Below are 10431 nucleotides of genomic sequence, written 5' to 3' on the forward strand. Positions count from 1 at the left end.
AACTGTTTCCATATCTACTACGTCCTCTTCAATTTAATTTAATTGTAGCAATCCTAAATTATTATTTAAAAAGAGTAAATAACTATGGAATAATCACTAAAAATCATTCATATAACAACTTTCACAACTAAAATAGGATTGCTATATATCAACTATTAGTGATTTTACGATTTGAATTAATCAGCTTTAAACGATTTTGAGCGAATATCTTTAACTTACTTACTGCCGTACTTTTATTACAACGTAAACTTCCTTTTTCATCACCGCCAAATCGAGTGCAAACTGCTGTATGAGCATTTGATAATGTAACATAAGCATTTACAAATTGGCTGTGTTGAATATGGAGTTCAACAGGTAAATCCTGAAAAACTGGACTAAGTCTTTTCAAAATTTTAATTAGCAAAGCATGATCCCAAGACATTAATCCGCTAAAATTTTCTGATTGAACTTGAGGAGGCTTCATCGTTGGAAGAATTTGATTCTCATACTCCTCTTTACTGAAGCAGCTGCCAGCAAGTTCCATTGCAGCTCCAGACGCTAACATTAATTTAGTTGCCGTTCTTAACTCAACTTCAGCTTGGTGAAAATTACTTGCTGCAAGTTCCATCTCAAAGCGTCGCAAACAAATAATCAGCCCTTGGACATCTACAAAAAATAACCAGTGAAATCCCTCCCAAAGTTGCTTTAGTTTGGCTTGAGTCTCTGTTGTAGTCATTAGATTTCCTCCAAAGATAAACTGAAAACTCTTCCTAACAGATAAACATAGCTTTTAAGTCCTTCTTTTAGCTCTTTGACTCGATTAAAGTCAAGTTTTTTACCATCTTCATTAAATACAAGTAAAGTTTTATAAACTACTAGAAGTCCCCAAACAAGACAGACGCTTGATTCTTTTGTTGTTACATAAGTTGCTTTAAAACAACTGTTAAAATCTTCAATTTCCCAAGGTTCTATTGACGTTTCAGTAGAAGATATTGAGGCAGGAGATATATTGCCGATCTCAAGATTGTTTAATTCTTGATTAATAATGTCAAGGGCTTCTGAATCAGACGGTTCATCTAAAGCTTGCAATAAATGTTTGAGTATTTGACGTATTTTAACTTGATTTAATTCACTAAGTTGCTGCTCAACTGGTAAGTTCCCAGGAGCAAGCAAATAAAGTTGAGAAGGAAGAGAATTATGGGTCATTTTAAAGTGGCGTTTAGTTAAAAAATAATTTACGTTTAATGTGAATCAAGTCTTATAAACTTTGTAATTTAATTGATAGTTCCAAAAATATAATTTTGGAAGATTATCAAAACCCTCAATTGATAAAAGGCGTTTATAATTCACATTAGGCGTAATTTATCAACAGCCCTATTGACCTAACTGAACTTTTGTACAGTAAGAATTTATATGCTTATAGATAAAGCATTATTTTGAAGTTACTCGACATTAAAAAAAACCATTTTCTTGTAGTTCAGTGATACTGTCTTTCATAGCTTTAAAGATGGAATTAATGTCTTCATCGGTATGAGCAGTGGATAAGAAACCTCCTCCTTCTCCTCTAAGCAAAATACCTTTATCAAAAAGGTGATAGCGTAATAGCTCGAAACCCATAATAAAACTTTTTGAGGAGACAGCATCTTCAGGAAATATAGGGCCGAAGAAAGAGCCAAAATTCGCCATCCGAATTGGTAATTTATTGGCTTCAAAGTAGATATTTAATCTTTCTACAAACTGAGATGTTCTTTGGTTCAATCGCTCTTGAAGACTAGGTCCCTGATTTTTTAAATACTTAAGCACTGCTCGACTTGCTGCGATCGCTAGAGGGTGCTTGCAGTGAGTGCCTGCAAAAAAAGTTTCTTCTACTTGCGGAGAAGAAGCATCTCCATAGTTCCACATACCGCCATCAATACGATCCAAGTAAGCTTTTTTTCCAGCGATAATTCCAATCGGCATTCCCCCGCCGACAACCTTACCATAAGCAGCGATATCTGCTTCAACACCAAACCAAGCTTGCGCTCCTCCTTGATGAAGACGGAAACCTGTTACCATTTCATCGAAAATAAGGGCGATTCCTGATTTTTGAGTTAATTGTCTGAGTTGATGTAAAAATTCTTTAGGTTGTAGATCCGGTTTACCAGTCTGGACAGGTTCTACTAGAACTGCTGCTAATTTACCTTTATTAGCTTTAATAATATTAAGAGATTCAGGGTTGCCATACTCTAACATTAAAGCATTTTTGGTAATTGAGTAAGGAATGCCGTGAGACGCTGGAAAGGGTAGGGAATTAATACGAGAAGTTAAGATTTTACCACCTATATTTTCCAGTGCCTTAGGTGATTTTAGACCGAGAGATTCAACTAAAACACCATCTGCGTGACCGTGATATGAATTAGTAAATATGGCAATTTTATTGCGTTTTGTATGGGAACGAGCCAAGCGAATTGCTGTCATCACAGCTTCAGTACCAGTATTGCTAAAAGCTACTCTTTCCATGCCTGTGAGTTCGCTAATTAACTCTGCAACTTCACCAGCGTATTCTGATTGTGGGCCTAGGGTAAATCCTTTTTCAAGTTGCTCCTGAATTGCCTCTTTAACAAAGGGTGGATTATGACCTAAAAGATTACTACCAAACCCCATAATGATATCTATATATTCATTTCCATCAATATCCCAAACTCTAGATCCTTGAGCTTTTTGACCCACAATTAGATAACACATCTCTTTAACAGAAACATTAAACCATTCTGGTACTCTGGGATCTGCCAGAACCGAACGGTAAGTTTGGGTCATTTGTTTTGAAGTTTTTGTCTGTTTAGTATAATGTTCGATTAATGCTTGCAAATGTTTCTGTTGCAAATTTACTGTTGTCTCTGTAGAAAGAGGTGAAGTTTGTTTAGTAGTTATCATGATTTTTAAGCGTTATATTACTTACATTTTTCAGTCTTTTTCTGATGAATTGAGAAAATTAGAAGGTTTACGTCCTAGAAAATAGGCATATTTATTTTCTTGAGAATCTGCTAATTTGCCATTGGAGTTATAAATACTAACCGATGTAAATCCTACTTCTTCTAAAGCTGACTGAATTTCTGTTTTGGAATAAGGCTTGACTGAAAAAACCATCTCTGAAGATTGCCAGTCTTTTTCTAAAATTTGTAATAAAGTTGATGGTTTAGCGGAACGTAAATAATTATTGTAAATTAGGCGTTTAAAACGTCTTATTAGTGAGCTAATTGAGTTTATTTTTCTATTTGGTTTATTGTCGTTTGGCTGGAACATCGTAATTATAAATGTACCGACTTTTTCTTCTGGGTTGTAAGTTTCACCAACAGTCCAAGCATAATTTTCTTGTATTTCACCATCATTTACCAATATATTGGCATATCGGTTTTCTAAACCCATATCAAATAAAAATAGACCGTTTTCTTTCAAGACTGTATACACATTACTAAAAACACTTTTGAGTTCTTCAACACTCATGATGTGGTTGAGTGCAGAATCAGTACATATACTAGCATCAAATACATTAGAAGAAAGTTCAAATGAACGTGCGTCACCTAGAATAAACTCAGCAGTTGGGGCATTTTGACGAGCGTAGTGCAACATTTTCATCGAGCCATCTAGTCCAACAATTTCATAACCTTTCGCGATTAACTTTTGCGATAATTGCCCTGTACCACAGCAAAGATCAAAAATTTTAGCTCCTTTAGTAAGGTGTGGTAAAAGTAGTTTTTCTATATTTGGTAGTAAACTTGTACAGGCTGAATTTGCTTCTGATTTATTGTATAGCCAAGCCCAAGGATCGTAATCTGTATAGCGACTTTCTGAAGATATGTCAGTTGTATTCATGGTGTTATGTGAAAGTAGAAAATTTATAATTTGGGCAAATCTTGGTTATTTGACACTCTTTCTAAAGGAAGATTTTGTATTATGAGATATAATTATCAGCTAAATGATAGATAAATCGCTAAAAATAAACTTAACTCTATGTTGTTGTTAGCTGCGATGTAACATTATTGTAGTGGTTTGTTTGACTGTAATCTTTAATGGGTAGTGGTGCTAAAAAACCATTATTAATGAGGTATGAAAAGTAGACATTTAGCAATTGATCATCTATGGACGGACAAGTAATAGATATATTTTTTAAACCATCGAGTGTATTTTGACAGTCAAATTGTAAAACTGCTGCATCAGAGGCTGGTGCTTCAGAACTATTATTTTTACCAGAAAGCAAAGAAACTAAAGGATACAAAGCGTGTTCTGGAGAATTAGCTGCAACGTTTAACAGTTGAGTGTGCCATTGTTCATAAGAAATTTGTTGAATTGGATAGCCAAGCGATCGCAATTTTTCAAAAAATAGGTTGGTGGAAACTGGTTGAGGATGAGTTAAGTGAAAAGCTTTACCCCAAGAAGCTTGCTGTTCCGATAGATGAACAATAGCAATGCTGGCATAATCTACAGGAATAATATCTTGTATTAATGCAACATCTGGAATGCTACCAAGTTGGACGCAACCGATAATCAGTCTGTACAAATAGTCATTGATATTAAAGACACCGGTTTTGCTATGTCCTGATATGCGTCCGAGTCTATAAATACAAACCGGAAGTCCGCGATCGCGTGCAGCAGTCACTAGCTTTTCTGCTACCCATTTACTTTGACTGTAGCCGCCGAATGGAACTTGACTATTATCAATATTATCCTGTTCTCGAATTACTTTCACACCAGAATCACCAACTTCTGAGAAAACACTGGTAGAAGAAATGAAATGAACGGGCTTCGCTTTCGTTTTGCACGCTAATCTCAAGACTTCTTGAGTTCCCACGACATTAGTGGCTTTGAGTAAAGAGTAAGGAGAAGCGTGATGAACCCACGCACCATTATGATAGATAACATCAATTTTACCAGCAAACTCATAAAATTTTGACTCAGAAAGTCCCAAAAGGGGCTGTGATAAATCTCCAATAACTGGTATGATTCTGCTACTAAAATCTTCGTCCCAAAGCAAATAAGATTTAAGGCAGTTTCGCAATTTATCCTGAGCTAATTCAGTACTCTTGTCACGAATTAAGCAATAAATATCGCTTGATGTTTGTTGTAGGAGTTCATATAGCAGAAAAGCTCCGACAAAACCCGTTGCCCCAGTTAAGAAGATACAACTGGGTTCCAGAGTAGCCGGAATCGGTAATTCCGGGTAAATGGAAGAGTCTAGAACAGCATCAGTATTGAGTGACGCTAAAATTTTGCTATTATGAGATTCATTGCTAAGAAACTCTAAAATTTCTGCTTTGCGCTCGGAAAGTTGAGCTTTTAATGTTGGTGTCAGCGCTCCTTTAGGAGCATTACAACGTAGGTTTTCTCCATCTACCCAAAGCTTGATATCAAGACGGCTAAGTTTAGCTAAAAATTCATTAACAGTTTGAGTCACTTTCTTTTCACTTAACTGTTCCCTATAACTTGTAGGGAATGTGACAGCAGCTACTCGTCTTGAATTCTCATCCAAGATAATTTCTTTTTTACCCAATAGTCTTTCACTAAAAATATTGCGATTTATACACGCTTCTACTAACTTATTCGACTCAATAATAGGACGAGATTCTTCAGTATAATTAATTGAGGTTATATACGTCAGCCAAGGTTCTTGTCCCATTGCATAAACATAAACCTGTTGCGGATTAAATTGACTGACAAGTTCAATTGCTCTTTGGGCATTTGAACCATCTAACCTCCGGGTTGCATCCATCTTTCTGGGGATTGGTTTTGTCAGTAAGGAGCCGTATGCCCAGCTAAAAGGTGCTCCATCGCATTCCATTCCGATAAAAATTACATCAATATCTCCAAATAATTTATGGATTGTTTCATAAAGCTTCGGCTCAATATTATTAGAATCTGCTAAACAAAGAATAGATTGTCCTTTTAATTTAACAAGATAAGCGGCTTTTGCGTTAATATTTAAATCTCCATGTTCGCCTAAAAAAGGCAAGGCAACAATCTGTCCTTGATCAATGTCTATTGCCTCAAGGTTATCAATTTCTATAACATTTGCAAAGCCAATATTTTTTAAGATTAATTTTAAAGATGGGTCGAGTAAAACCCCACTGTTGCTTTTCGGCACAACTAAATGTTTGATTTTATGCCGTAATTGCAACAATGTTTCAAACATACAGTGGTCTTGATGATTATGAGTAATCAGCACGTAGTCAATCGTTTCTGGCAAATCGGCATAGGTGTAGCGGGGAATGCCATCTTGATGCTGATAACTGATTAATGGGTCAAATAAAATACTGATATTTTCAGTTTCAATTAAGACACAAGCATGACCGAAGTAGCGAATTCTGACTGAATCACCGCTATACTTTGGTTCTTTGGCAGGAGGTTCTTCGGTGAAGAACGATGAAAATAATGCCTCATCTTCCTCGGCTATTTTCAACAGATTTTTAATTTTGGCATAGGGCTGAGGAATATCTTTCATTTCAAACAAGCGATCAAGTCTGGAGTCCTTGAAAGCAAGATTTAAATGTAAACAACGCTCATCTTTTAAACGAGGCGTACTGAGAACAAAGGAGCGTTCATCCTCATGACCTAAATATAAAGCAACAGTTTGGGAGGCGGGATTGTAATACTGACTTTGATAGAGAAGTCCCTCAATAAAGCGAATAGAAGGATGGTTATTTGAGTCGTAAACTAACTCTACATATCCTTTTAACGCTTCAGGAACGTTTTGATAAAGAGGTTCTAAGGAATACCCCTTGGCTGACTCAGTTAGCATCGTATCTAGTTGTGCGATCGCTTGACTAAGTTGTACCACATGTGCTTGTTCTTCTTTGGTTTGTTCCAACAAAGCTTTAATTTCATGAACTCGGTCAACCTCATAATTAATAAAAGGACCCCCCATCATGGCTGGATTTTTTAACGCTGACTGATGAACCTGGGGAGCATCGACAAACGACTGCATAATTTTGAAATGCGATTCAGTAATATACCGAGCCGCTGTTGCTGGAGAAATAAGGTATGACCAGGCATACCACTGATTAAATAACGGCTCTACAATCACATTGGGTTTGAGATAAAGCATAATATCATGTTGCTTGAAGATTTATCATTAGAACTGACGCAGAGACAGAAAGACGGGGGGACATAAAGAAATTTTAATAATCCGAACTTGCCAGAATTTTATGAATTTGTAAGGAATTAAAACTTAAAAAAGTGAGAAACCCTACCTCCTTATATTTCAATTTCCTCTCTTTCCTCAACCATCTCCAAAGGAAGAGACGAAAGCTTCTCCAACGTCTGCATCTTCTCAATACGTTCAGCTAAATTAGCTACGGTAGGCGCTTCAAATAAGTCAACAACCGTCACCTCGACCTCAAAGGTTTTGAGCAACTGAGCAACCAGTTGAGTTGCTAGCAGAGAATGTCCTCCCAACTCGAAGAAATCGTCATGAACACCCACCCCCTCAACCTCCAGTACTTTGGCAAAAATCTCAGCCAAAATTTGCTCTGTAGAAGTGCGAGGGGCGATAAACGCTGATTCTAATTCCGGTCGAGCCGTATCTGGTACAGGCAGAGCAAAACGGTCTACTTTACCGTTGGGATTTAGGGGTAGGGCATCCAGCGTCACGAATACCGCAGGTATCATGTACTTGGGTAATTTTTCTGCAATAAAGCGGCGTAAATCGCTAATTATCAGGATATTTTCTGGATCAGGGACGACATAAGCGACGAGCCGTTTATCTGTTGGTTGGTCTTCGCGGACAATAACTACGCTCTCTTGTACTCCTGGGTATTTGTTTAACAGTGCTTCTATCTCTCCCGGTTCAATCCGAAAGCCGCGAATTTTAACTTGATGGTCGAGGCGACCAAGAAGCTTGATCTGACCGTCACTCAGGTAGCAAGCTAAATCCCCAGTTTTATAAAGACGGCTTCCTGGTTCATCGCTAAAAGAATTAGGGATGAATGTCTCGGCAGTTTTTTGAGGGTGGTTGAGGTAGCCCCGCGCCAGACCAACTCCACCAATGTGCAGTTCTCCTGGCACACCGATGGGAACAGGTTGGAGATATTGGTCTAGAATGTAAAGCTGCTTATTGGTGGCGGGACGCACGGTAGGTAAGAATTGACCGCCGTTGCCACATTCCACCATACTCGCGTTGACTGTAGTTTCGGTCGGGCCGTAGGCATTGATGAACAGTCGCCCTTTTGACCATTGGGCAATTTGTTCGGCAGAAGGGGCTTCTCCTCCCACCAGAACCATTTGCAAATTTGGTAATTCTGTTGAAGGCAAAACTGCTAGTGCTGAAGGTGGAAGCGTAATATGGGTAATAGCTTGTTTGCGTAGAAATTGCATTAGAGCCTTACCTGGTAGCAAATCTTCCAAAGTTCCTAAATACAGTGCTGCACCAGAACCCAGAGCCATTACTAATTCTGGAATCGAGGCATCAAAACTCAAGGAAAAGAACTGGAGAATACGACTATCTGGTTGAACTTTACAGGTCTTAATTTTGTCTTGAGTCAGATTTACCAGTCCTTCATGGGAAACCAAAACTCCTTTGGGTGTCCCTGTAGACCCGGAAGTATAAATTAAGTAAGCTAAGTTTTTAATCGTAACATCACTATTGGGGTTTTCTTGACCCTCTTGTACAAATTTTGCACAATCTGTATCTAGGCAGATAATTTGAGTTTGGTGTTTAGGCAGTTCTGGAACTAGTTTCTGGGTTGTCAGAAGAAGTTTAATCTGAGAATCTGACAATATAAAAGCCAAACGCTCTGAGGGGTAGGTTGGATCTAGGGGGAGATAAGCGCCACCCGCTTTGAGAATGCCCAATACGCCTATAATCATTTCAGGCGATCGCTCTACACAAAGTCCCACCAATACCTCTGGTTTTACTCCCAGTTTTTGCAGATAACGTGCCAGTTGATTAGCCCGTTGATTCAGTTCTCGATAAGTTAATTGTTCATCCTGGAAAACTATTGCAACAGCATCGGGTGTTTGCTCGGCTTGAGCTTCAAATAACTGATGGAAGCATTGCTCCTTGGGATACTCAGTTTGGGTATCATTCCACTCCCTTAAAAATTGATGACGTTCTGCTTCACTCAACAAGGGTAATTCACCCACAGCTTGTTGGGGATTTTCTGCGATCGCACAGAAAATGGTTTGCAGATGCCCTAACAGCCGCCCAATCGTATCTTTTTCAAAACGAACACTATCGTAAATAATCTTAACTTGCAACTCATCTTCAGGCACTACAGCTACAGTTAGTGGATAATTATTGCGGTCAAAAGACTCTATGTCGTTTAGCTGTAGCGAACTACCTTCATCCAACAAAGAATTATCAACTGGATAATTTTCAAACACCACAATACTCTCAAACAGAAGTCTTCTCCCAAGGAGTTCGCTCTTGGCTTGAATGTCAACAAGAGGAGTGTAAGAGTAATCTTGCAATTCCAACATTAACTGTTGTATTTGTTCGAGCCAAGGTATTAGTTGCTGCTGGGGGGATATTTCCAAACGCAATGGTAAAGTGTTGGTGAACAATCCCACCATATTTTCCACCCCAGAAAAACTACCAGGACGACCTGAAACAGTCACACCAAATACTACATCTTTTTCACCACTATAGCAACTTAATAGTAATGCCCAAGCAGCTTGTACTATAGTCGATAAAGTCACATGATGATGTTGTGCTATATCTTGTAACTTGCGGTTCACATGAGCAGACAAACGTAATTCAAGTTCCTGATGATAGTAAGAGTCTTGCTGTTTATTTTGATACTGAAACTTATCTACTACTAGAGAAGTAGGGGCACTAAAACCTTGCAAATTTTGTTGCCAATACTCAATAGCAACTTCCTGATCTTGAGAATTCAGCCAAGCAATATAATCACGGTAAGGACGGGGTATTGGCAAATAACAAGTTTCATCTCTCACCTCTGCCTCATAGAAACTTAAAAATTCTTTAAAAATAATGGGTAAACTCCATCCATCCATGAGGATTTGGTGATTATTCAAGATAAATTTGTAAATATCTTCACTTAGTTGAATTAACGTACATCTTATCAACGGTGCTTGGTTTAATTGAAAACCTTGCTCTCTTTGTTTTAGTAATAACTCTGATAATTGCTGTTGTTGCTCTGTTGGAGATAATCCTCGCCAATCAAGATTATTCCAAGGTAAAATAATCTGCTTTAGTACTATTTGTAATGGAGTTGAACGATTTTTCCAAACAAATGATGTACGTAATATTGAGTGTCTATCTACAACTTTTTGCCAAGCTAATTCAAAAGCAGCAGTAGTAATATTACCTTTAAAGCTTAAGGTTGTTTGATTAAAATACACCCCACTTTCAGGAGCATAAAGACTGTGAAACAGTATCCCTTGCTGCATGGAAGAAAGTGGATAAATTAATTCAATATTTTTAGTTTTACTTGGAGATTTTATTTGTCCGTTACTCAT

General features: G+C 37.8%; 6 protein-coding genes. All 6 read right to left on the reverse strand.

All coding sequences use genetic code 11. The annotated features are described in order from the left end of the window. Positions 1-148 precede the first annotated feature (148 nt). The gene (locus V7K79_RS22385; RefSeq protein WP_335050533.1) at positions 149-715 is read right to left on the reverse strand and encodes a siderophore biosynthesis protein; all 567 of its coding nucleotides are present in this window, start codon (positions 713-715) and stop codon (positions 149-151) included. After that, a complete protein-coding gene (locus tag V7K79_RS22390) occupies positions 715-1185 on the reverse strand; it encodes a hypothetical protein (protein ID WP_335050535.1) in 471 nt (156 codons plus the stop codon). The genes V7K79_RS22385 and V7K79_RS22390 overlap by 1 nt, the downstream gene beginning before the upstream one ends. Positions 1186-1431: 246 nt before the next feature. Further along, a complete protein-coding gene (locus tag V7K79_RS22395) occupies positions 1432-2892 on the reverse strand; it encodes an aspartate aminotransferase family protein (RefSeq protein WP_335050537.1) in 1461 nt (486 codons plus the stop codon). Between the two features lie 30 nt (positions 2893-2922). Continuing rightward, positions 2923-3831 carry a class I SAM-dependent DNA methyltransferase gene (locus V7K79_RS22400; RefSeq protein ID WP_335050538.1) on the reverse strand — a complete coding sequence of 303 codons (909 nt, stop codon included), beginning with the start codon at positions 3829-3831 and terminating at the stop codon, positions 2923-2925. 136 nt (positions 3832-3967) lie between these two features. Beyond that, positions 3968-7057, reverse strand: a complete 3090-nt coding sequence (locus tag V7K79_RS22405) for a thioester reductase domain-containing protein (RefSeq protein ID WP_335050540.1) — start codon at positions 7055-7057, stop codon at positions 3968-3970. 149 nt (positions 7058-7206) lie between these two features. Then, positions 7207-10431, reverse strand: a complete 3225-nt coding sequence (locus V7K79_RS22410) for a non-ribosomal peptide synthetase (protein WP_335050542.1) — start codon at positions 10429-10431, stop codon at positions 7207-7209.

Origin of the sequence: Nostoc sp. (genome assembly GCF_036917575.1) — a bacterium.
Taxonomy (GTDB): Bacteria; Cyanobacteriota; Cyanobacteriia; order Cyanobacteriales; family Nostocaceae; genus Nostoc.